This window comes from Vibrio sp. 10N.222.52.B12 (genome assembly GCF_002875385.1).
Classification (GTDB): domain Bacteria; phylum Pseudomonadota; class Gammaproteobacteria; order Enterobacterales; family Vibrionaceae; genus Vibrio; species Vibrio jasicida.
Genome location: NZ_MDAW01000095.1, coordinates 189,216 through 210,037, shown reverse-complemented (window position 1 = coordinate 210,037; position 20,822 = coordinate 189,216). Strand labels below are relative to the sequence as shown.

Genomic DNA, 20,822 nt, shown 5'->3' with positions numbered 1-20,822 from the left:
AGAAATGCGATGCTCTTAACACGTCAATACATAGACAAAGCATTTTGGAAAAAACTGGTTGCGATTGGCGTTCCTGTCTCGCTCCAATCTATGCTGTTTTCGTTGCTCGGAGCCGTGGATATCTTCATGGTTAGTCAACTTGGTGAGTCCGCTACTGCTGCGGTGGGTGTCGGTAACCGAATCTTTTTCTTTAACCTTGCTGTGGTGTTTGGTTTGTGTGGGGCTGTAACGGTTTTAGCCTCTCAATATTATGGTTCGGGGAACCTTGCGGGAATAAGACGAACACTCGCTCAATCTTGGTTTATTTCGTTGGTCGTGACCTTGCCGTTTATCTTGTTGTATGTGGTTTACGACAAAGAGATTGTCTCTTTTATGGCGGACGACCCCGAGTATGTTGGGTACGCGAGGGAATACTTGGTGGTAACTGGATTGAGTTTGATTGGCACGGCTGTCGTTGTTCCCATTGAATCGGTGTTGAGATCAGTCGGTGAAGCGAAGATGCCGACTTACGTCAGTATTGCTGCCATTGTTGTAAACATCTTCCTCAATGCAGTTTTGATCTTTGGTTTACTTGGTTTTCCACAATGGGGCGTGTTTGGCGCAGCAGTGGGAACTTTGATTTCTCGATTCTTTCAAACGGCGATTCTGGTTTATTTCTTCTGTCGTCGATACGCGTATCTGCTCCCTACCCGTTCAGATTGGCGTGAAGGTACAATAAAGACGTATCGGAACAAATATTTCAAAGTCTCTATGCCAATGCTGATCCACGATGCGTTGTGGACCGGCGGCCTGATTATCTACAGCATCATTTACGGTCAATTAGGCGTAACCGAACTGGCGATTATCTCTTTCCTATCGCCGATTGAAGGCGTATTGATTTCAACCTTTATGGGATTCGCTGTTGCCGCGTCTGTGTTGCTTGGGAATGACATTGGCGCTCAGCAATATGACCGTGTTGAGAAGACCGCTTGGTGGTATGTCTTAACCAGCGCCGTGCTCGCAACTGTGTTGTTTTTTGCTGTGTGGGTTAGCTCGCCTTTAATATTGAATTTACTGGAAATGAGCCCGCTCACAGACACACAAATGGCGCTGAACGTATGTTTAGTACTTGCGCTAGGCATGATACTGCGTGTGTTTAACATGGTTGGTATTGGGGGCGTATTAAAGAGTGGCGCTGATATTCGCTATAGCATTTTCATCGACACGTTTGGTCAATGGGCGATTGGTATTCCGCTTACCTACTACACTGGAATGGTGTTAGGTTTACCACTGCATTGGGTGTTGATGTCTCTACTGGTCGAAGAATTGGTAAAAGGCATTCTAACAACTCACCGAATTCAGTCTAAGCGATGGATTAATAACATGGTTGATGATGATCCAACTGTGACAGCGTAACTGAAGTGTTGTGCTATAGTAAGATCACAACAGCGCGACTCATCTATCGAGCAAAGCTTTAAAAGAACTCACACCAAAAGGGCACATCCGAATTATACGAATGTGCCCTTTTCATATCGCTTAAAGCTCAGTGAATCGATGGATAATTTGATTCGAGCTGCCTCGCCATTCTAGATTGAGGTCTCGTTTATCTTGCTCGTATTTGCCATCGATTAATGTGTCGATGTACTGAGTCACTTCGCGCTGTGCATCGTCTAGTTCTTCAAGCGTGTAACCTGTCCAAATCCAAATATCTTTGCCTGGGCACTCTTCTCTTACGCGTTTTACAAGCTTAAGAATGTGCGGCACGTTCGCTGGATGCAAAGGATCACCACCAGACAGAGATAAACCACGGCGTTTGATGCGCGTGTCGTTTAGGTCTGCAATGATTTTGTCTTCCGCTTCTTGCGTGAAAAACACACCAGAATCCAAGCGTTGCGTCGACTGGTTATAACAGCCGCGGCACTGGTGTACACAGCCCGACACAAATAGCGTGCAGCGTGTACCTGGTCCGTTAACAACGTCAATTGGATAATATTGGTGGTAGTTCATAATCGTGCCTTGTTTTGCTGGCTAGAAAAGAAAATCAACCCACGACAGGTTGATTTTCATTATTGGGTTTGAGCTTAAGTGAACCTTACAGGTGCTTAACTCGACGCTTCACTTCTTCTTGCTTACCGAAGTTAAACGGACGTGCATCTGGGCTGCCTAAGTAGCCACAAACACGACGTGTAACTGACACTTTGGTTGAGTCATGGTTGCCACAGCTTGGGCAAGTGAAACCTTTACTTGTACAGTCAAACTCACCGTTGTAGCCACACTCGTAACACTCATCGATTGGTGTGTTGGTACCGTAGTATGGTACGCGGGTGTAGCTGTAGTCCCATACGTTTTCTAGTGCTTCAACGTTACGTTGCATGTTCGGGAACTCGCCGTAACAGATAAAGCCGCCGCTTGAGATTTCTGGGTAAGGCATCTCAAAGTCGATCTTGTCGTATGGGTTTACTGTTTTCTCAACATCTAGGTGGAAGCTGTTAGTGTAGTAACCCTTGTCTGTTACACCTTTGATTACGCCAAACTCTTTCGCATCGATACGGCAGAAACGGCTACATAGGTTTTCACTTGGCGTTGCGTAGAGGCTGAAACCGTAACCGGTATCTTCTGCCCAGCCGTTTACTGTGTCTTTCAAGTGCTTAATGATAGCTACTGCTTTTTCACGTAGAACAGCATCGTCGTAAACGTGCGCTTCTGTACCGAATAGCGCGTTGATTGTTTCGTGTACACCGATGTAACCAAGAGAAATCGACGCACGACCGTTCTTGAAGATATCTGCGATTGAGTCGTCCGCTTTCAGACGAACACCACATGCGCCTTCCATGTAAAGGATCGGAGCAACACGTGCTTTCACGTTTTCTAGACGAGAAATACGTGTCTCTAGCGCTTTACGAGCAAGACGTAGGCGATCGTTTAGAAGCTCGTAGAACTTCTCTTCACTGCCGTTTGCACGGATAGCGATACGAGGAAGGTTCAAACTTACTACGCCAAGGTTGTTACGACCTTCGTGAATCAGCTCGCCGTTTTCTTCGTAAGTACCAAGGAAGCTACGACAACCCATTGGCGTTTTGAATGAACCCGTTACTTCTACTACTTTGTCGTAGTTAAGGATGTCTGGGTACATACGCTTGGACGCACACTCAAGCGCAAGTTGCTTGATGTCGTAGTTTGGATCTTCTGATTTGTGGTTCAAGCCATCTTTGATGCCGAATACCAGTTTAGGGAATACCGCTGTTTTACGGTTCTTACCTAGACCTGCAATACGGTTCTTCAGAATAGACTTCTGGATCAGGCGTGATGCCCAACTTGTACCAAGACCAAAACCGAACGTAACGAATGGGGTTTGCCCGTTCGCCGTGTGTAGCGTGTTTACTTCGTATTCTAGAGATTGGAACGCGTCGTAACACTCTTTCTCAGTGCGTGATTTTGCGAACTCTTCTGGCTCAGCAATGTTCCACTCTTTTGCGATCTCTAGGTGTTTCTCGTAGCTTGTCATTACGTACGGCTCTAGTACTTCATCAATACGGTTGATGGTTGTACCACCGTATATGTGGCTCGCTACTTGAGCAATGATCTGTGCCGTTACTGCTGTTGCAGTCGAAATTGATTTAGGAGTATCAATCTCAGCGTTACCCATTTTAAAGCCGTGCGTTAGCATGCCTTTAAGATCGATAAGCATACAGTTAAACATTGGGAAGAACGGAGCGTAATCCAAATCGTGGTAGTGAATATCACCTACTTCGTGCGCTTGAACCACATCGCGTGGAAGGATGTGTGTCTTCGCGTAGTGTTTCGCTACGATACCAGCCAACAAGTCACGTTGAGTCGGAATCACTTTACCGTCTTTGTTCGCGTTCTCGTTGATTAGATCTAGGTTGCTTTCTTCAATTAGACCTTCGATTTCGCGAGTTAGTGCACTTTGCTTCTCACGAGCGATGTCGCGATCGTGGCGGTATTCAATGTAAGAACGAGCTAGGGCTTTGTAAGGACCTTGCATGAGTTCATTTTCGACTAAGTCTTGAATCTCATGAATGTGAACTTCATCGTGATCCTGAAGCTGTAACTCAACTGCCAGAGCAACATTTAGTGCATAAATGGCGACATCTTTGTCTTTGTTTTCCGCTGCAGCTTCTACTGCTGCTTGAATACGATCCCTGTTGAACGGAGCTCTTGAGCCGTCACGCTTGATTACGATTGGTTTCACTTTTTCTCCTTACCCCAAAATACTCACAGACTTATCCACAAATACACTATATGGGGTTATTTCTTATTCTGATGACACAATATATTGTGGCGTATTTAACGAGAAGCACCAATTGAAAACATTGATTTTGATCAATAAAAAATGGGTAGCGAACAAGAACAAATCGATCTTATTGGCGTTGATCTCAGTTGCGAAGAAAACTGTGAAAATTGCAAAATTGGAGCGAAATCCACTTGCTTTTTTTAGAGGTCTTATAGGATAAAGGATGGAAAGGAATGCGCTAAAAGATAGGAGTGCGATAGACCAAAATGCGATCACTTTTTGTTACGACGATATTACTTTTTAGTTCTTTTTCATTTGCTCAAAATTCCGTCAACTTAACCAGCTGGAATATAGAATGGTTATCTATAAGTGGTGGTAAAGTTTCGAGAACACCACAAGATTTTGAAAAACTGGCCCACTATGTGGATAACACACAAGTTGATATTCTCGCTTTTCAAGAAGTCGAAAGTGCAGCTGCAATCCAAAAAACGGTTGGTAATGACTTCACTATTTATTTGTCTGATCGTGCGAGCACTTCTAATCGACATCTTCAGTTCAACGATACCAACCAGTACACAGGTTTCGCGGTACGCAATGGCGTAAACGTATTGGACAAGCCTGACTTTTCTATCACACGAGGCAACAGCAAGCTCCGCTTCGCCAGCTACCTTGTTTTGAATCCTAACCAAGACAACGAAACTCACCTACTCTCTGTACATCTAAAAGCGGGTTGTAGTGGTGCGTATCGCAATAACCGCGATTGTAAGATAGTGAAACAACAAGGACAGGCACTAGCAAAGTGGATAAAAGCGCGCGAGGACAACAAACAACACTATGTGGTGCTTGGCGACTTTAACCACAATTTGGGTTATCGAGGAGATTGGTTATGGGACGTGCTATCGGACAATACCGATGCTAAGTTAGTGACCAAAAATACCAAAGCGGAATGTAAGGTGCGTTCTAATCGTAATCCGAATAAAACCCACCAATTCCGCTCGGTGATAGACCACATTATTGTGAGTGGTGATTTAAAGGCGTCGTCTGGTGTTCAAACCGTTTTCAAAACACAAGATGTACTCGACTACAAACTGAGTGACCATTGCCCGGTGTCTACGACGCTCTCTTTTTAATGACGAACCACTCTTTTAGCGGTGAATGACCCAACCAACATTGCCGCTATAAAGAGCAGAACTTGTATGTTGCCAGTAAAAAGGCTGGCAACCGCAGGGCCAGGACACACACCCAGTAAGCCCCACCCAATACCAAACAGAACTGCACCACCAACTAGCTTTTTGTCTATCGTTTTAGAAGTTGGACAGACAATCTCATCACCAAAAACAGATTCGCTTCTTGGCTTTATTAATAAAAGGTAAGCAGGAACGAACACCGCAAGTGCTCCGCCCATAACGAAGGCTAAGCTTGGGTTCCATGCGCCGGTAATATCTAGGAAGCCGATCACTTTTGCCGGATCAGCCATACCGGAAATCACCATACCCATACCGAAAAGCGCACCAGAAAATGCGACAATGGAAATTTGTTTAACATTTTGCATAACGTCAGTTTTCATAACGACACTATTCCTCACGATACTAGCAAGACGGTTAGCATGGCTGTCGCCATAAAAGTACACGTCGCGACAACAGAACGGACAGAGAAGCGCCCCATTCCACAAATGCCATGACCACTCGTACAACCATTACCGATACGGGTACCGACCCCAACAAGTAAACCTGCAACGACAACTAAGATAAGAGAACTGCTGTACTCAGTTGGTACATGCCCGCCAAGAGCATAAACAGCAAACACACCGCCCAATGCCATCGCAATTAAGAAGACAATTCGCCAAACGCGGTCTGCATTCTCAATCGCGCCATTTAAGATCCCGCTGATTCCCGCTGTCTTACCTGTGAATAGCATCAATATTACCGCTGATGCGCCAACCATTACGCCGCCCAAAAGCGACATCCAAGGAACTTCAAACATAACAATCACCAATATAAAGTTTGAATTATTGCTTACAGAAAACTTGGTTAAACGCTTCGATCAGCGGAGCGACTCTCCCATCAGAAATCGAATAAAACACCTGCTGAGACACCTTTCGAGCTTTGATGATGTCGTGTTTTCTCAATACGGTGAGGTGTTGTGAAAAGGCTGATTGGCTTAATGTTGAGCCTTCAAACAGTTCACCGACCCCTTTTTCGCCTTCAATTAGCTTGCACATCACAATTAAGCGCTCCGGATGAGCCATAATTTTAAGTAGCTCACTCGCTTCGGTCGCGCTTTGTAGCATACTGTCGCCCATTCTTATGCCCCTTCATCAATACGTTAAGTTTTATTAGATATTACTAATTAATATTATTAAGTCAATGCTAATGTAGTCAAATTAACATTAGACATGGCTAATTTATTTAAGTAAGGTGTAGGCGTTTTCGATCATTCAGTAGGAGAAATCCATGAGCAAAATCGTGATTATTGGTGGTGTTGCTGGCGGTGCATCTGCAGCAGCTCGCGCTCGTCGTCTTAGTGAAGACGCAGAAATCATAATGTTTGAACGCGGTCCATTTGTGTCATTTGCAAACTGTGGCTTGCCGTACCACATTGGTGGCGATATCCAAGAACGCAGCAAACTGCTTCTTCAAACGCCTGAGAGCTTCTTAGCGCGTTTCAATGTTGATGTTCGTGTGATGAACGAAGTGGTTTCAATTAACCGCCAAGATAAAACGGTTACGGTTAAGAATCTACTTGATGGCTCTGAATACCAAGAGAGCTACGACTTTCTTCTACTCAGCCCTGGTGCAGGTCCAGTAGTGCCGCCTATTCCGGGTATTGATAACCCGTTAACGCATTCGCTGCGCAATATTCCAGATATGGATCGCATCATTAAAACGATCGAAACCAACAAAGTTGAACACGCTACGGTCGTTGGCGGTGGTTTTATCGGTTTAGAAATGATGGAAGCCTTCCACCAGCTTGGCGTAAAAACCACATTGGTTGAAATGGCGGATCAAGTGATGACGCCCGTTGACCGAGAAATGGCTGGTTTTGCTCATGCAGAAATTCGTGAGAAAGGCATCGACCTGCGCTTAGGCGTTGCTCTATCTTCTGTTGAATATATTGCGAACCAATCTGTCGCTAACAACGAAGCGGGTGAAGATGACACGCACCAACACCTTCAAGGAAAGCTGACACTGTCTCTAAACAATGGTGACCAACTTGATACCGATATCCTAATCATGGCGATTGGTGTTCGCCCGGAGACAAAACTTGCACAAGAAGCCGGTCTTCAAATTGGTGCGCTAGGCGGTATTTACACCAACGAGTATATGCAGAGCAGCGATCCTTCTATTTATGCCGTTGGTGATGCGGTTGAAGAGAAAGACTTTGTCACTGGCGAACAAACACTTGTTCCGTTGGCAGGTCCGGCAAACCGTCAAGGTCGTATGGCAGCAGACAACATGCTTGGCCGCCAAGAAACTTATCAAGGTACACAAGGCACGGCGATCTGTAAGATCTTTGATTTAGCCGTTGCTTCTACGGGTAAAAACGAGAAGCAGCTTAAACGTGAAAACATCGCTTATGAAAAAGTGTATGTCCACACAGCTAGCCACGCGAGTTACTACCCTGGCGCAGAAACTGTGTCGTTCAAAATGCTGTTTGATCCTTTAACCGGAAAGATTTTAGGTGCGCAAGCAGTAGGTAAAGACGGCGTTGATAAACGTATTGACGTAATGGCAGTTGCTCAGCGTGCTGGCATGACGGTAGAACAGCTGCAACACCTTGAGCTAACTTACGCGCCACCTTATGGTTCAGCGAAAGATGTGATTAACCAAGCGGCTTTCGTTGCGAACAACATCATTAAAGGTGACGCAACAGCGATTCATTTTGATGAAATCGACAACCTGTCAGAAAACCAAGTGCTGCTTGATGTTCGTAATCCGGGAGAATTGGAATCTGTCGGCTTCATTGAAGGCGCGATCAATGTTCCTGTCGACCAGCTTCGCCAACGTATGAATGAGCTGCCGAAAGACAAAGAAATCGTGATTTATTGTCAGGTTGGTTTGCGCGGTAACGTCGCTTATCGTCAACTGGTCAACTCAGGGTTTAAAGCGCGTAACCTGCTTGGCGGTTACCGTACTTACAAGTTCGCAAAAGCTTAATCTCTGATTCTAAAAATCTAAGGTTTAGGGCTGAAAATAAAAAAGGGGCACGTTATGTGCCCCTTTCTACATTTCGGATTCGACTAATTGAATAATCTTGGTCGCTTTTTCGAAGTGATCGAGTTGATGAGTTTGAATCCACCAAGTCGCCGCTTCCATCAATAACTCAGGATTGTCATTCTTATTAGCAAAAAAGGCATAAAAGGACACGCCAACATTGTCGCCTTTCTGCTCTATTTTCTTCTTACACACCTGAATGATTTTGTCTCTTAACGCGATGTTCATTGCCTTTCCCTTTCTCTTCGCAATAGCAAAATTAACCCAAAACAATAATAACTGTATTTATATACAGTTATTATTAGTAAGGCAAATAAACATAATCATCTAGATGAATATTCTCGCGCGAAGACCTAATACCCAAGTGCTGCTTTTGTTCGAAAATGCTGGGTCTTTGATGTATTGAATATCAGGGGTAATTTGAATGTAGTCGTTTAACTGCATGTTGTAGTAAAGCTCGGCAGTGAACTGTTCAGAGTCATCCACACCATAGGCTTGCTCTAGGTTATCGTTAACATGGCTCCAGTTAACCGCGAAGCCTAGGTTGTTGGTTGGCTTACCTAAACCAAAATAACCAATCCCCACCGTTAGGGAGCGATCATAAAGCGCCACATCACCTTCCGAAAAGCCACCACGAACAAATGGCATTAATTGCTCTGTAGCAAAGTAGCTTGCTGAAAAGTTAATACCCTGTCCGCTGTCTTTATTCGTTAGGTTATGTTGCGTGTCGCCATCTAAATGCCAAGCCGTTAGGTGAACATTATCGGTATAGATTTGGTCTTGTGACGCCGTCCAACCTAGCTCGAACGTGGTAAACAATTTATGATCGTTGAATAAGGTATCGAAGCCATCAAATGGCTCATCTGAACGCCCTTTACCATCTGCGACACCTGCAACCATATAGAAGTTATCAGTCAGCATGTGTCCCACGGCTAAGCCGAGAATCCCATCATCCGGTAGACCAATCGAGCCTCCACCAGTACTGAATGCAAGGTTAGTAAATCCGGTCCAAGGGCTTGCCAATGCATAGGCATCAACGTAGTCAGTCGTATCTAGGAAACCCACCATGAAGGAAGTTTTGCCATCATTCAGTTTTTGTTTCCAGTATAGGTTGGTTAGACGAGCTCCTTGATCGCTGTATGCTGGACCAATCATGCCTGCATAACCAAGCCCATTTCCGATAAAGCTGAACTCTTTTGGTGACAAATCGTTGTAAGCATGGCGATGTTCGACTTTCCAAACCAGACCGCCTGTATTGCCTGAATCAAGACCAATCAGATCCCAGCTACCATAAAAGCGAGCAACACCAGCACTTGCCGTATCTTCACCACCACTTTGAGGGGTTGAGGCCGTTAGTCCAAGGAATTGATAATCCAGACCGAAAGTAACATTGTGTTCTTCAGCTAATGACTCACGCCATGAGCGTTTTTCTCGAGCATTTTCTGCAATAGTATTGTCTACCGTATCAGGGCTACCAAAGTTCGCCGCGTTAACCGATGACGCCATTACAAGTGAAAGAGCGATAAAACTAAGCTTGGGAACAGTTACTTTCATGTCTGGGTTCTCATTAAATTGATTTCTAGAAAGAGATTTTAATGATTCAGAGTTTTGAAAATTGCCATTAAGCGACAGCTCACTGCTTTATGTCATTTCGATAATAGACTCTTATTGGTAAGGTCGGATAGAAACCTCGTCCATTTGGTAGATAGTTTCTACGTTCGCAGCACCATCAGAGTATGAAACGTCTGCTTTGGTCTTTTTCACGTGCAGATCTCCTTTCACCCAAATTGGTTCGTAAAGAGAAGTCAGTTTCAAACCTTTCGGGTAATCAACCAACACAATCTGGTTTGCTGGAGGTGGTGGTGTATGGATACATGCGCCTATGGTGGGAACAAGGAAGAATTTTGTGACAACGTCATTGTTAAATTCTACTGGCGTTACAAAGCCTGGAATTTCATAAGTATCTTCGGTAAGTGTTGCGTTTGGCATTGATGCCAACATACGACGATGTTCAGTAATTTCGTTTCGCTTTTTGAACAACCATTCAATGTCTAAGTCGTCAGCTTTTAAACTGTCCTCTAACTCTTTCATGGTTTGCTTCTGTTGCTCATTAAGATTTTGAGAATCGCGGTATCTTGCAAGAGAACCAAGTTCGAAAAGCTGTTGATCGGTAAGTTTTACAAATGGGTCTTCAATTTGAGGAACATTGACTGGCAATAATTGCTGCCAACTAAGTTGGTCGGCGGATACATTTGATGAAGCCAGCAAAACTAAGCCAGCTAATAGGTACTTCTTCATACGTTCCCTTGAATCGTTCTTTGTCTTTTAGAGAAAAATTTGGGGACAGCCTTCGTCCCCAAATAGTCGAAAGAGTTTACTACAAGGTGTTCTTGTGGATCTTGCCGTCTTTCATAATTATTTTGAATTTATCTTGGTAATCGTTAAGAACTGTGATGTCTTGCAAAGGATTTCCATCCACCAGCACAACATCGGCATAAGCCCCCGGCTCTACAACTCCGAGCTTTCCGTATTTATATGGATTCATACCACCCGACCAACTAAGCACTTCTGCTGCGTTCGATGTGCCCATCTTCATGATTTGATAAGGGGTAAATCCGACTTTCTCCATCCAAACCATGTTGTCTGCTTGGCGCGTATTGTAAGACGGGCCAAACATATCGCCGCCCGTTACAATCAACAGGTCGTATTTACGCGCCCACTCAAACATCTGTTTCGCGCCTTCGTTTACAATGTGAGTTGAGACGAAAACCTCCGATTATTCAGAGGCTTTATGTGTAACTAATTAAGACAAGGATTGACGGTACGCTTTAGGTGTCATTTTCATCATTCGCTTAAACGCACGGGTGAAATGAGCAGAATCGGAGTAGCCTGTTTTGAGCGCAATATGGGTGATACTCAGGTCTCGGTCCGCTAAAAGCTCTAGCGTTTGTTTGAGAACCAAACTTTCGATCACTTCTCTATACGTCGTATCCTCATTTGCTAGCCGCCTTTGTATGGTGCGAGCATTCATGTCAATCAACTCGCCAGCAAACTGGATAGAGATCTTACCCATCGAGAGATAAGGCGTGAGCGCCCTTGCTAAGGCATCGCTGAACTTATCATCCTCACCACGAAAACTTGTATTTGGCGCCGTTTGAGATGGTGTGAAAGCAATCGGCTGGTTAATCCATTCATTAGGAATTGAGATTGCAGTAACCGGTCGACCAGTAAAGAACTGCGCACTCTTCATACCCGGCAACAGATTGAAAGGTTCGGCTTCTACATCTTGAATTCCGACTTCTGCCAATCGCCATTGGGCGCCAACAAGCTTTTTGAGCAACTCATTCATGAACATCGCGGAGAACATTTCTGCGTAACGGAACCAGTCCCTTTCTGCGTTCTGTTTTTCTCTCACTAGCCACCATTTCCCGCCACGCGATTGAACAGAAATACTCACGTTATCAGATATTTGTTTAAGCAGTTGGGATACCTCTTCTAGCGCTGCTTTTAGCGAGTGAGTTTGAGTAATTTGATTCGCAAATCTAGGCACATAGATGTCGTGACAAAGCGTCCAAGTAAGCAAGGCAAACTTCTCTGGTGATGCACGTTCCCCCAACGTTTGGAAGACGGCTTTTAGCGCGCTCTCAGGAACAAACGCGTCAAGGGATTGGTTAGACAAGATATCCTGTGGCATTCGGGCGGATTCAAGTAATGAGTGAATATCACCATCAAGCTCATTGAGCATAGTGGCAAAAAGCTTTACTTCTTCCGAGTGAACCAAAGGAATATCTGTATTAGGCATGCAAGCTATCATCTTAAAATACCAAGGATTATTCTAGTTTATGCACAAACTTCCGAGCTGTCATTAGTCACAATCCAAGTGCAATTTGATAATGAGAGGCGACTCACTCTGAGCAGAAGAGCCAACACACATTGGTCTTCAACATAGATCATTGTCCGTTCAAATACTTGCCAATTCACGCCATAGATACGTTCTATCCGCTTTTTAAGTGATATTTATATTTCTATGAATGTGATGATTTTCACGCTTTCTTAATCAGCAATCGTTTTCTAGGAATTTTTCCTAGTCGATCTAAGCCCTCCTCTCATGTGGTTCAAAAGAGGACTCTCTACAATCGCCGACAGTTAAAAGAAAGCGAGCACGCAAGTGCATCACACTAATGCAAGAGAGTTCACGATGTTAAAATTCCTTGAACAAGTCCGGAAGCCTACCCTCGACCTTCCTGTCGAAGCACGTAGAAAAATGTGGTTTAAGCCATTTATCCAATCTTACCTAGTGGTATTTATTGGCTACTTGACCATGTACCTGATCCGTAAAAACTTCAACGTCGCACAAAATGACATGATTTCAACTTACGGCTTGTCGATGACAGACCTAGGCTTGATTGGTCTCGGTTTCTCGATCACTTACGGCATCGGTAAGACCGTAGTCTCCTACTACGCCGATGGTAAGAACACCAAGCAATTCCTCCCTTTTATGCTTATCCTTTCTGGTCTGGCGATGCTTGGTTTCAGCTTCAGCATGGGTGGCGGTAGCGCGAGCTTGTTCATGATGGTCGCATTCTATGCACTGAGTGGTTTCTTCCAAAGTACTGGTGGTCCTTCTAGTTACTCGACCATAACTAAGTGGACGCCGCGTAACAAGCGTGGTTCTTATCTAGGTCTTTGGAACATGTCTCACAACGTAGGTGGTGCGGGTGCCGCAGGTGTAGCTCTGTTTGGTGCAAACTACTTGTTCGACGGTCACGTAATCGGCATGTTCGTGTTTCCTTCTATCATTGCGATCATCGTTGGTTTCATTGGCATGCGCTTTGGTAACGACTCTCCAGAAGCATATGGTCTAGGTAAAGTTGAAGAGCTATTTGATGAAGCAGTCAGCGAAGAAGACGAAGCGGCTGAAGAAAATCAAATGACCAAGAAAGAAATCTTTGTTGAGTACGTACTGAAAAACAAAGTTATCTGGCTACTTTGCTTTGCAAACATCTTCCTTTACATCGTGCGTATCGGCATCGACCAATGGTCAACGGTCTACGCTTACCAAGAACTCGGTCTATCAAAAGAAACAGCAATCTCTGGCTTTACCCTATTCGAAGTGGGTGCGCTTGTGGGGACTCTGATGTGGGGTTACCTGTCTGACCTTGCGAACGGTCGCCGTGCGCTAGTGGCTTGTGTTTCTTTGGGTTTGATCATCGTATCACTTGAGTTCTACCAACACGCAACGAGCGAGTTCATGTACCTAGCGTCGCTATTTGTTCTAGGCTTCCTCGTGTTTGGTCCTCAACTGCTTATCGGTGTTGCTGCGGTTGGCTTTGTTCCTAAAAAAGCAATCAGTGTTGCAGATGGCGTAAAAGGCACATTCGCTTACCTAATTGGTGACAGTTTCGCGAAACTGGGTCTTGGTATGATTGCAGACGGCACGCCAATCTTTGGTCTAACGGGTTGGAAAGGCACGTTTGCTGCCCTAGATACCTCTGCAATGATTTGTATTGTTTTGCTGGCTTTCGTTGCTATCGCGGAAGAGAAAAAGATCCGTCAAAACAAGAAAAAGCTTGAACTCGCAGAAAACCAAGCTTAATCAAACAGCGCGCTTTGCCAGTCAAAGCGCGCTAGATCATTAAATAAACTTGGTCAATTTAGTATCATAGTAGGTTTTTATTGGGCTCTTTGAGAGCTCATTTTCGTTTGTGTATTGCTGAAGTTTGGTATTTAAGATGATTAACGTAGCGCTTGTTGATGACCATGTCATTGTTCGTTCTGGATTTGCTCAATTGCTGAGCCTTGAAACAGACATGAATGTTGTAGGTGAATTTAGCTCGGTAGCAGAAGCTCGAGTGGGATTACCTGCGTGCAAGCCAAATGTAGTTATCCTAGATATCTCGATGGCAGACGAAAGTGGGCTTACCCTCCTCTCCGAAATCCCTTCCGGCATTGCTTGTGTCATGCTTAGCGTGCATGACTCTCCGGCAATGGTTGAAAAGTCACTTAAACTCGGCGCAAAAGGTTACCTAAGTAAACGTTGTAGCCCAGATGAGTTGATTCAAGCAGTCAGAACCAGTGCTTCAGGCGGTTGTTACCTAACGCCTGATATTGCATTGAAGCTCGCCACACCAAGTGACAAAGCGGCGACGCTGACTCAACTGACTCGCCGAGAAAACGAAGTGTGCCAATTGCTGGCTCGTGGTTTAGATGTGAAATCAATCGCCACTGAGCTTGGATTAAGCCATAAAACGGTTCACGTTCACCGTGCAAACGCCATGGATAAGCTTGGCGTAAAGAACAACGTTGAACTCGCCAAACTGTTCTCGCAAGAGTCGTTTTAATGCGTAGCTACACCATCACCTCCATTTGCGGTTTATTCATGACAGGATGCTCGTGGTTCTGTCTGTGGGTGATCGCTTATTACTTTGTGAACGATGCCGAGCTTGCGATCTTGTTGTTCCCCTTCGCGTTGCGTTTGGGCCTAACACTACACACGCGCACAAAGTACTGGACAACGATTTATCTCGCCGAATGGGGATTGACCGTTGCACTCGCTCTACTTCTTGAACAGCCACAATGGTTGATGGTGTTGGTGGCAAGTGTGTTAAGTATTCCCGTAGTTTACCTTGCTAAGCGTTATTACAAAGGCGATCAGAACCAACATTTAGCGGTGATGGCGGTCGTGTTGCTCGTGACGTCTTGCATTAACGTACTTGCGGTTGGCTATCATGTTCAATCTGCCTATATGGCATGGTTAGCGAGCATTGCGGGCGGTTTGTTGGTGCTGCCGATGTGTTACTTGCTCTGGAATTATCTCTTCCAAAGCCCTTGGTCACCGCTGACCTCGAACTTGTTAGCCAACGAAGTTCAATTCAAAGTTCGTCATATTCTGCTTTATAGCGTGCTGTTGATTGCCAGCATTTTGGTTCAAACCAGCTTGCCTGATGAACTGGCTCGATTTGCACCTTTCTGTATGGCGATCCCAATCATCGTCTTGGCACTGCGTTACGGTTGGCAAGGTGCACTGCTTGCGACCATGTTAAACAGTATTGCGCTGATTGCTGCACGAAGCGGTGTTTCGAATCTGGAAATCACTGACCTTCTGTTGTCCCTTTCAGCACAAACCTTAACGGGCATCATGCTCGGTTTAGCGGTGCAGAAACAAAAAGATCTTAACCAAAAACTGCGTGGCGAATTGTCGAGAAACCAAACTTTGTCCCGACAACTCATTCAAGCGGAAGAGTCGGTACGTCGTGACGTGGCAAGGGAGCTGCACGATGAGATTGGTCAGAACATCACAGCTATTCGTACCCAAGCGAGCATCATTAAGCGGGTTGATAATGCCGAAATGAACACACGCTGTGCCGACATGATCGAAAACCTATCACTCAATGTTTATGACACCACCAAACATTTGCTGAGCAAACTGCGTCCGAAAATGCTCGACGATCTGGATTTGAAAGACTCTGTTCACCAGTTAACCCGTGAAATGGAGTTCGACAATCATGGCACTCGCGTTGTGCTTGATTGGCAAGGTGACTATGAGTCTTTGGGTGACACGCTGAAAGTCACCCTATTCCGTTTGTGCCAAGAAGCGTTAAACAACGCTGCCAAATATGCGAGTGCGACGTCTATTGTTATCGAGCTGTCTATTGACGAGAACATTTCGTTGAACATCGCTGACAACGGCATTGGTTTCAAAACCGAAGACTGCATGAAAGGCATGGGCGTTCGCGGCATGCAAGAACGTGTGCAAGCGCTTGGTGGAAAAATGTATATCTACTCTTTGAACGATCATGTGGATGGTACGCAAATCGCCATCACATTACCTAAGGTGTAACGAGCATGTTTGGATTATTTCAGTCTCCGAGCTACAATCAAGCTCCCCTTAGCAAAGACCAAGTGGATGAACGTTATCGTTATTGGCGTCTGCACATCATGCTGGGCATGTATCTTGGTTATGCGGGCTTTTACTTCACTCGTAAAACCTTCAACTACGCCGCACCCGCGATGATCGCTGATCTGGGTCTTGATAAAGCCGATATCGGTATGATTGGTACGCTTTTCTACATTACCTATGGTTTATCAAAGTTTATTTCGGGCACCATTTCCGACCGTTCTAACCCTCGCTTTTTCATGGGTGTCGGTTTAATCGCGACGGGCCTTATCAATATCGCATTTGGCTTCTCTAGCTCTTTGGTTGCACTCGCAGCCCTGTGGGTAATGAACGCTTGGTTCCAAGGTTGGGGCTGGCCTTCGTGCTCTAAGTTACTTACGACGTGGTATTCGCGCTCAGAACGTGGCTTTTTGTGGGCAATTTGGAACACGGCTCATAACGTAGGTGGCGCGTTAATTCCCCTACTCGTTGGTTTTCTCACATTCCATTACAGCTGGCGAGAAGGCTTTATCGTACCGGGCGTAATAGGCGTGATTCTTGGTGTGGTTGTGTGTTGGCGTTTGCGTGATAAACCGACCACTCAAGGGCTACCAACGGTTGGTCAATGGCGAGATGACAAGTTAGAACTCGCTCAAGAAAATCACGGACAAGGTCTGAGTTATAAAGAAATCCTCAAACAGTACGTGTTCAACAACAAGTACATTTGGTTGCTCGCATTTAGCTATGTTCTGGTTTACATCGTGCGCACCGCTATCAATGACTGGGGTAACTTGTACCTAACAGAACAACATCACTACAGCCTAATCAATGCTAACGCTGCGCTGTCGATGTTTGAAATCGGTGGCTTTGTTGGTTCTCTAGTGGCTGGTTGGGGCTCGGATAAATTGTTCGGTGGTAACCGAGGCCCAATGAACCTATTGTTTGCCGCAGGTATATTCCTATCTGTCGCCGCACTGTGGTTGATGCCGTTAACCAACTTCGCGTTCCAAGCGGCGGGATTATTCTCAATTGGTTTCTTTGTGTTTGGTCCACAAATGTTGATTGGCATGGCTGCAGCGGAATGTTCACACAAAGATTCTGCTGGTGCAGCAACGGGCTTTGTTGGTTTGTTTGCTTACATGGGTGCCGCACTTTCTGGCTACCCATTGGCATTAATTCTTGAAGAATACAGCTGGACTGGATTCTTTATCACCATCTCGGTATGCGCAGCCGTTATTGGCTTGCTGTTGTTACCGTTCTTGCAGGCTCAACCTTCGAGAAAGCCGCTCGCTCCCAAGCTTAGGTTGTAGACATCTGATTGTAGAAGCGACTTCTACACCTCTTAGGGTGAGTTAACCGCTCACCCGTCCAATCTCCACTATTTTTTGCTTCCGATTCAGTTCGGAGGGTTTTCTACGGGTAAAATTCATGAATTCGAATACTATTTCATCAAAATGCTTCTTCAAAATGGACAATAAAATCCAAAACTACGACTGGGGAAGTCGCACTGCTATCCACGATTTGTTTGGTTTTGCTAACGAAGCTCAACAACCTCAAGCCGAAGTTTGGATGGGTACGCATCCGAATGGTTGCTCTATAGTTACACAAGGAAACACTACTGCTTCGAGTACAAATGTTTCATTATCAGAATTAATCAACCAGGATCCGTCAGCGTTTCTATCGCAAAGCACGGCAGAAGCCTTTGGTGACTTACCTTTCCTCTTCAAGATTCTTGCGGCGGATAAAGCCTTGTCTATTCAAGTGCACCCAAACAAGCAAGATGCGGAGCTCGGTTATGCAAAAGAACAACAGTTAGGTGTCCCGCTGAGCGCATTCAATCGTAATTACAAAGATGCCAACCATAAGCCAGAACTGGTTTACGCACTTACTGAATACCAAGCGATGAACGGCTTTCGTCCCTTTGATGAAATCATCGCTGAGTTCCGCCTGTGTTACATTCCTGAAATCAACGGCTACCTAGAACAATTTGAGCGCAATCCAAATCAAGACGGCTTGTGTCAGTTCTTCGTGGAGATTCTTTCTATGGAAGAAGCGCGCAAGATTAACGCCGTGGATCACTTATTAAGTTACGCAGCAGCCAACCAAGCACGCCCTGTGTGCGAATTGATTTTAGACCTTGCTAAGCAATACCCGAATGACGTGGGTTTGTTTGCCCCATTACTGCTGAATGTTATTACGTTAAAACCCGGTGAAGCTATGTTCTTAAGCGCAAGAACGCCTCATGCATACATTAAAGGTACTGGTCTGGAAATCATGGCGAACTCAGATAACGTACTTCGCGCTGGTTTAACACCAAAACACATGGATGTGGAAGAACTGGTTAAGTGTACCGACTTTATTCCAAAGCCAATAAATACGCTGCTAACCAAAGCAGAAATCAAAGGCTGTGAGCATCACTTCCCTGTCCCTGTACAAGACTTCAAGTTCTCTGTCTTCCAAGAGCCAAAAGATCAACAAGTTGAGATGAGCAGTGCAGAAATCTTGATGCCAATCAATGCGGACGTAACGCTACTTGCAGAAAGCGGCGAAACATTGGTGCTTGGCAAAGGGCAATCGGCTTTCATTCCTGCTTATGTAGGTAACTACACAATCCGTTGCGAAGGTCGCGTCGCTCGTGCATTTAATAGCTAAGTTCATTTCCTCTTAAAACAAAAATGGCGAAGACTTTTCAGCTCCGCCATTCAAACCATTCATTTGTTTACTCACTCTGTGCTTGAGCCAAACGAATACTCACCAAACTTGCCACCATGATGGCCAAGTAAAAGCTCCCAACTATCGCCTCGAAGAAAACGAAGAACTGAGCCACTGGAACCGTCGGTGAAATGTCACCATAGCCCACCGTCGTCAACGTGATAAAGCTAAAGTACAAGGTGTTAAACAAGTTCGACAGCCAAGGTTTTGCTTCTAATCCAGTGAAAGAGCTTGGGAAAAACTCCAACACCAACAAGTAGATCACCGCCCACGCCAGTCCTAAGAGCAGATAGATACAAATCGAACCTATGATGTGGTTTGTCGTTACTGACTTGGTTAATACTACCTGCTTTAGCGCCGAGTATATGTGCGAAAACAAGAACACCAATAGTGCACTTAGCGTCAAAATGGACAGATCTAAATGCTCTAAAAACGACATCCCATAGGAGATGACGGCCACAATCAGTAACACGCCATACCATGTTCGGTTTGTTTTATTTTTCTTGTTGATGCCTGCAATCGAAACGCCTAGTGTCACCACCAAAAGAGCAAGAACAAATTCCTGCCCATCGGGATAAAACTGATGCATCACAGCACAGCCGAAAAACAACGCAATGAGTGCGAAAAACAAAAAGTAGAAGTTATCTTCCCTGGTCATCGGTTTCATGATGCCACCTCTACTTTGTCTTCCTCCTTCGCTTTTTGCTCAATGCTCAGTGCTTTGTTTGTTTCCGCGTCATCTTCATCTAACCAGTTCACCATCAATTGGTAAGTCAGACTCAGAACCACGGCACCAACAAACAGACCTACGATACCAGACATTGCCATACCCCCCAGTGCACCCAACAGTGTCACAAGCATCGGCGTGTCAGAACCACGGCTTAGAAGAACAGGTTTCAGTACCGCATCACTCGCGCTCACCAAAATACACCAAACGAGGAAGATGCCAGCAACCAGTGTCGATTCGACGCTAAACACGTAAATAATCGCAGGAATCAATGCCAGAATAGGTGGTAGCTGAACAATCGCAACCAGAATCACGGCAACCATCCAAAGCGCAGCAGCAGGAACGCCAACCGCGACCATACCAACACCCGCCATGACAGATTGAATCAGCGCAACGCCAATCACACCTTGAACGACACTGCGAACGGTCGATTTTGAAAGATCAATCAACGCTTCGCCTTTCTTGTTAGTGAGGCGGTCTGCTAGCTTGGTAAAACCTTTCTGGCAAACTTCAGCATTGCTCATGAACGCACCAGCAATCATGGTCGAAATGATGAACTGAATGAAACCACCACTTACCGAGCCCACGATAGATGCTGCTTGAGAAAGGAAACCTTTTACTTGTTCGCCATACTTAACTAGGAAGCCTTCCATGTTGGTCGATGCGTAGTTAACCGCAACGAACAGCTTGTCGCCCACGACAGGGATCTCTTTTAAGCTTTCTTGTGGCTTAGGCACAACTAAAGTGCCATCTTGCAACCCAGTGACGACCTCGGTACCACTGGTATAAAGACCAGATGAGAGCGCGATAAGTGGGATTAAAAGTAACAGCACACCAATAGTGCTGATGAGCGCACTCGCCTTGCCTTTGGAAATACCTAAGCGATTATGAAGGGACATCATGACTGGGTAGAGCGCGATGGCAATAATGCCGCCCCACACGACCAACATAATGAACGGACTGAGGATAGAGAAACACCACCAGATCAGTAACGCTACGGCTCCGATCTTGATAGCGGCGTCTATCGCCTGTTTAGAGAAATCATTTGAAGCTTTCATA

The 20,822-nt window shown here is 45.3% G+C and carries 19 protein-coding genes and 1 pseudogene; 8 read left to right on the top strand and 12 right to left on the bottom strand.

What is annotated here, in order from left to right:
* Positions 1-9: 9 nt before the first annotated feature.
* The gene (locus BCT11_RS05095; RefSeq protein WP_102387438.1) at positions 10-1,395 is read left to right on the top strand and encodes an MATE family efflux transporter; all 1,386 of its coding nucleotides are present in this window, start codon (positions 10-12) and stop codon (positions 1,393-1,395) included.
* Between the two features lie 120 nt (positions 1,396-1,515).
* On the opposite strand, the gene nrdG is transcribed toward BCT11_RS05095, so the two are convergent.
* On the bottom strand, positions 1,516-1,986 hold the full coding sequence (nrdG, locus tag BCT11_RS05090) for an anaerobic ribonucleoside-triphosphate reductase-activating protein (protein WP_038870682.1): 471 nt from the start codon (positions 1,984-1,986) through the stop codon (positions 1,516-1,518).
* An 85-nt stretch (positions 1,987-2,071) separates the two neighbouring features.
* Positions 2,072-4,192 carry an anaerobic ribonucleoside-triphosphate reductase gene (nrdD, locus tag BCT11_RS05085; RefSeq protein WP_045465626.1) on the bottom strand — a complete coding sequence of 707 codons (2,121 nt, stop codon included), beginning with the start codon at positions 4,190-4,192 and terminating at the stop codon, positions 2,072-2,074.
* Between the two features lie 308 nt (positions 4,193-4,500).
* Between nrdD and BCT11_RS05080 the strand changes: the two genes are divergently transcribed.
* Positions 4,501-5,364: an endonuclease/exonuclease/phosphatase family protein gene (locus tag BCT11_RS05080; protein ID WP_038877369.1), complete on the top strand. Its 864-nt coding sequence runs from the start codon at positions 4,501-4,503 to the stop codon at positions 5,362-5,364.
* Here the strand turns inward: BCT11_RS05080 and BCT11_RS05075 are convergent.
* Genes BCT11_RS05075 through BCT11_RS05065 form a run of 3 tightly spaced genes read right to left on the bottom strand, consistent with a single transcriptional unit; the run spans position 5,361 to position 6,536 of the window.
* On the bottom strand, positions 5,361-5,801 hold the full coding sequence (locus BCT11_RS05075) for a YeeE/YedE family protein (RefSeq protein WP_102387437.1): 441 nt from the start codon (positions 5,799-5,801) through the stop codon (positions 5,361-5,363). The two genes, BCT11_RS05080 and BCT11_RS05075, sit on opposite strands and share 4 nt — an antisense overlap.
* Positions 5,802-5,815: 14 nt before the next feature.
* Entirely contained in the window at positions 5,816-6,229 is a 414-nt protein-coding gene (locus BCT11_RS05070; RefSeq protein WP_347231045.1) for a YeeE/YedE thiosulfate transporter family protein, read from the bottom strand.
* 13 nt (positions 6,230-6,242) lie between these two features.
* Positions 6,243-6,536 (bottom strand): metalloregulator ArsR/SmtB family transcription factor, encoded by a 294-nt coding sequence (locus BCT11_RS05065; RefSeq protein WP_005435229.1) that lies wholly within the window; start codon positions 6,534-6,536, stop codon positions 6,243-6,245.
* 151 nt (positions 6,537-6,687) lie between these two features.
* On the opposite strand from BCT11_RS05065, the gene BCT11_RS05060 reads away from it, so the two are divergent.
* Positions 6,688-8,391, top strand: coding sequence for an FAD-dependent oxidoreductase (locus BCT11_RS05060; protein WP_102387436.1), 1,704 nt, complete (start codon positions 6,688-6,690; stop codon positions 8,389-8,391).
* Between the two features lie 66 nt (positions 8,392-8,457).
* Here BCT11_RS05060 and BCT11_RS05055 read toward each other — a convergent pair whose 3' ends face one another.
* From BCT11_RS05055 to BCT11_RS05035, 5 genes and pseudogenes are all read right to left on the bottom strand, one after another.
* Positions 8,458-8,676, bottom strand: coding sequence for a DUF6500 family protein (locus BCT11_RS05055; RefSeq protein WP_005446898.1), 219 nt, complete (start codon positions 8,674-8,676; stop codon positions 8,458-8,460).
* A 99-nt stretch (positions 8,677-8,775) separates the two neighbouring features.
* The gene (locus BCT11_RS05050; protein WP_038870670.1) at positions 8,776-10,002 is read right to left on the bottom strand and encodes a carbohydrate porin; all 1,227 of its coding nucleotides are present in this window, start codon (positions 10,000-10,002) and stop codon (positions 8,776-8,778) included.
* Between the two features lie 111 nt (positions 10,003-10,113).
* Positions 10,114-10,746 carry a DUF3299 domain-containing protein gene (locus BCT11_RS05045; RefSeq protein WP_102387435.1) on the bottom strand — a complete coding sequence of 211 codons (633 nt, stop codon included), beginning with the start codon at positions 10,744-10,746 and terminating at the stop codon, positions 10,114-10,116.
* Between the two features lie 79 nt (positions 10,747-10,825).
* Positions 10,826-11,197 (bottom strand): annotated as a pseudogene (locus BCT11_RS05040) (amidohydrolase family protein); the annotation flags it as partial.
* Between the two features lie 54 nt (positions 11,198-11,251).
* A complete protein-coding gene (locus tag BCT11_RS05035; RefSeq protein ID WP_102387434.1) occupies positions 11,252-12,250 on the bottom strand; it encodes an AraC family transcriptional regulator in 999 nt (332 codons plus the stop codon).
* A 396-nt stretch (positions 12,251-12,646) separates the two neighbouring features.
* On the opposite strand from BCT11_RS05035, the gene uhpT reads away from it, so the two are divergent.
* The 5 genes from uhpT (at position 12,647) to manA (ending at position 18,976) form a co-directional block, all read left to right on the top strand.
* Entirely contained in the window at positions 12,647-14,044 is a 1,398-nt protein-coding gene (uhpT, locus tag BCT11_RS05030) for a hexose-6-phosphate:phosphate antiporter (protein WP_042604230.1), read from the top strand.
* Positions 14,045-14,180: 136 nt separating this feature from the next.
* A complete protein-coding gene (gene uhpA, locus BCT11_RS05025) occupies positions 14,181-14,789 on the top strand; it encodes a transcriptional regulator UhpA (protein ID WP_005435246.1) in 609 nt (202 codons plus the stop codon).
* A complete protein-coding gene (gene uhpB / locus BCT11_RS05020; protein ID WP_102387433.1) occupies positions 14,789-16,288 on the top strand; it encodes a signal transduction histidine-protein kinase/phosphatase UhpB in 1,500 nt (499 codons plus the stop codon). Before uhpA ends, uhpB begins: the two co-directional genes overlap by 1 nt.
* Before the next feature lie 5 nt (positions 16,289-16,293).
* Entirely contained in the window at positions 16,294-17,634 is a 1,341-nt protein-coding gene (locus BCT11_RS05015) for an MFS transporter (RefSeq protein WP_038877356.1), read from the top strand.
* 118 nt (positions 17,635-17,752) lie between these two features.
* Positions 17,753-18,976 (top strand): mannose-6-phosphate isomerase, class I, encoded by a 1,224-nt coding sequence (gene manA / locus BCT11_RS05010; RefSeq protein ID WP_102387432.1) that lies wholly within the window; start codon positions 17,753-17,755, stop codon positions 18,974-18,976.
* A gap of 67 nt (positions 18,977-19,043) precedes the next feature.
* Here manA and BCT11_RS05005 read toward each other — a convergent pair whose 3' ends face one another.
* Both BCT11_RS05005 and BCT11_RS05000 read right to left on the bottom strand, forming a co-directional pair.
* Positions 19,044-19,703 carry a potassium channel family protein gene (locus BCT11_RS05005; protein ID WP_038877347.1) on the bottom strand — a complete coding sequence of 220 codons (660 nt, stop codon included), beginning with the start codon at positions 19,701-19,703 and terminating at the stop codon, positions 19,044-19,046.
* Positions 19,700-20,821: an AI-2E family transporter gene (locus tag BCT11_RS05000; protein WP_102387431.1), complete on the bottom strand. Its 1,122-nt coding sequence runs from the start codon at positions 20,819-20,821 to the stop codon at positions 19,700-19,702. Before BCT11_RS05000 ends, BCT11_RS05005 begins: the two co-directional genes overlap by 4 nt.
* Between the last annotated feature and the right edge of the window lies 1 nt (position 20,822).

What these genes read in the sequence shown, in the direction of transcription:
- BCT11_RS05080 (WP_038877369.1), top strand. Translation starts at nt 4,501, where the DNA reads ATGCGATCACTTTTTGTTACGACGATATTACTTTTTAGTTCTTTTTCA.
- uhpA (WP_005435246.1), top strand. Translation starts at nt 14,181, where the DNA reads ATGATTAACGTAGCGCTTGTTGATGACCATGTCATTGTTCGTTCTGGA.
- uhpB (WP_102387433.1), top strand. Translation starts at nt 14,789, where the DNA reads ATGCGTAGCTACACCATCACCTCCATTTGCGGTTTATTCATGACAGGA.
- BCT11_RS05095 (WP_102387438.1), top strand. Translation starts at nt 10, where the DNA reads ATGCTCTTAACACGTCAATACATAGACAAAGCATTTTGGAAAAAACTG.
- BCT11_RS05055 (WP_005446898.1), bottom strand. Translation starts at nt 8,676, where the DNA reads ATGAACATCGCGTTAAGAGACAAAATCATTCAGGTGTGTAAGAAGAAA.
- BCT11_RS05065 (WP_005435229.1), bottom strand. Translation starts at nt 6,536, where the DNA reads ATGGGCGACAGTATGCTACAAAGCGCGACCGAAGCGAGTGAGCTACTT.
- BCT11_RS05045 (WP_102387435.1), bottom strand. Translation starts at nt 10,746, where the DNA reads ATGAAGAAGTACCTATTAGCTGGCTTAGTTTTGCTGGCTTCATCAAAT.
- BCT11_RS05050 (WP_038870670.1), bottom strand. Translation starts at nt 10,002, where the DNA reads ATGAAAGTAACTGTTCCCAAGCTTAGTTTTATCGCTCTTTCACTTGTA.
- BCT11_RS05060 (WP_102387436.1), top strand. Translation starts at nt 6,688, where the DNA reads ATGAGCAAAATCGTGATTATTGGTGGTGTTGCTGGCGGTGCATCTGCA.
- BCT11_RS05035 (WP_102387434.1), bottom strand. Translation starts at nt 12,250, where the DNA reads ATGCCTAATACAGATATTCCTTTGGTTCACTCGGAAGAAGTAAAGCTT.
- BCT11_RS05005 (WP_038877347.1), bottom strand. Translation starts at nt 19,703, where the DNA reads ATGAAACCGATGACCAGGGAAGATAACTTCTACTTTTTGTTTTTCGCA.
- BCT11_RS05000 (WP_102387431.1), bottom strand. Translation starts at nt 20,821, where the DNA reads ATGAAAGCTTCAAATGATTTCTCTAAACAGGCGATAGACGCCGCTATC.
- uhpT (WP_042604230.1), top strand. Translation starts at nt 12,647, where the DNA reads ATGTTAAAATTCCTTGAACAAGTCCGGAAGCCTACCCTCGACCTTCCT.
- manA (WP_102387432.1), top strand. Translation starts at nt 17,753, where the DNA reads ATGAATTCGAATACTATTTCATCAAAATGCTTCTTCAAAATGGACAAT.
- nrdG (WP_038870682.1), bottom strand. Translation starts at nt 1,986, where the DNA reads ATGAACTACCACCAATATTATCCAATTGACGTTGTTAACGGACCAGGT.
- BCT11_RS05015 (WP_038877356.1), top strand. Translation starts at nt 16,294, where the DNA reads ATGTTTGGATTATTTCAGTCTCCGAGCTACAATCAAGCTCCCCTTAGC.
- BCT11_RS05075 (WP_102387437.1), bottom strand. Translation starts at nt 5,801, where the DNA reads ATGAAAACTGACGTTATGCAAAATGTTAAACAAATTTCCATTGTCGCA.